Annotated in this window: 1 protein-coding gene; it reads left to right on the forward strand. The window is 36.3% G+C overall.

All coding sequences use genetic code 11. The annotated features are described in order from the left end of the window. Position 1 precedes the first annotated feature (1 nt). Positions 2-1,276 (forward strand): hypothetical protein (locus CER22_RS31055; protein WP_088610508.1); only part of this gene is annotated, 1,275 nt, incomplete at its 3' end.

Genomic DNA, 1,276 nt, shown 5'->3' on the forward strand with positions numbered 1-1,276 from the left:
TATTCTGCAGCACATGACATACGAAGAACGTATTGCTGACGTAGAAGGCTTTGTCGAAAAAGCCAAACCATCTTTTTCACGTCGCACGATGTCTGCACTTGCAGAAAAAGCGGGAAGAAAGCATAAATTATACGGCATTACAAATGCTGATCTCGAAGTTTTCTTATATCTGCATAAGAAATGCTTTACTAATGGTGTCATTCCAAATGTAACCATACATATGATGTGGGAAGATTACAAGCAATATAAAGAAGAATTTTCTTATATCCAACACTCTCAATTCTATATTGCATTAAAGAAATTAAACTTACATAACATAATCTCTATTGAAAATGGCTTAGATGGCCGATATACAATCAAATTCACTCATTTTATGAATGAGGAAACAGAAAAAGCAAATCCGTACGTATATATTAGTCCTGTTGTATTTACAAAGGATTTCTTTAAGCTATCTGTAGCAGCTAAGAAACTATTCTTAGACATTGCGATGCAACAACATACGGAAACAACATTAAAGCGTTCTTTGGACAAGCAGGACGAAAGAGGAAACAAAACTCACTTCGGTGGGATGTATCGATTCTTACATAAAAAATATCCGCATCAGATCCGTGCAGTTATCGAGGAATTAACAACTGCATTACCATGTACGGGGAATCCCCTATTCAAAATTTGCAAAATGCAAAAAGGTGTAAAGCATACAAAACGATATACGACATTATATCTGTCTATCCATTCAGACTTCTTATGTTCGAAAGAAGCTGGGGAAGAACAACATAGGGATCCATTTACACCAAAAACTACCTATGCTCGAAAGGCGAAGTTTATCGAAGCAGTCCTACAAGAGATGAATATCGGTGAACTATCTGCAGACATGAATAAATTCATTCATGTATTAAAGCATACTTGTCATCGTCAAATTCGCAGTGTAATCCGCGGACTACGTGACATGGTGGATCGAAAAGAAGGATATCCAACGAAAATTGTATATACATTGAAGAAACTATTGCATCAAACATCTCAATATCAAATTCTCGATACAGCAGCAAAAGAAGGTATCTACCCTCTTATTGCGCAGCATATACCAAAAGAGAGAAATAGTGACCGTGAGCAAGCTGTCTTTAATTTCGGTTTACATTATTCTATGTACTCTCTTCACAACATCAAGAAGATGTTTAAGAATGTGCATGCACTACTGAAGCAGAAATTTGCGGTACCAGTGACGGAAGAGTCTTATCACCGTAATTATCTAAAATACCAGGAAGAAACGTTATTTAGA

Source organism: Bacillus sp. K2I17, assembly GCF_002209985.1.
GTDB classification, from domain to species: Bacteria; Bacillota; Bacilli; order Bacillales; family Bacillaceae_G; genus Bacillus_A; species Bacillus_A wiedmannii.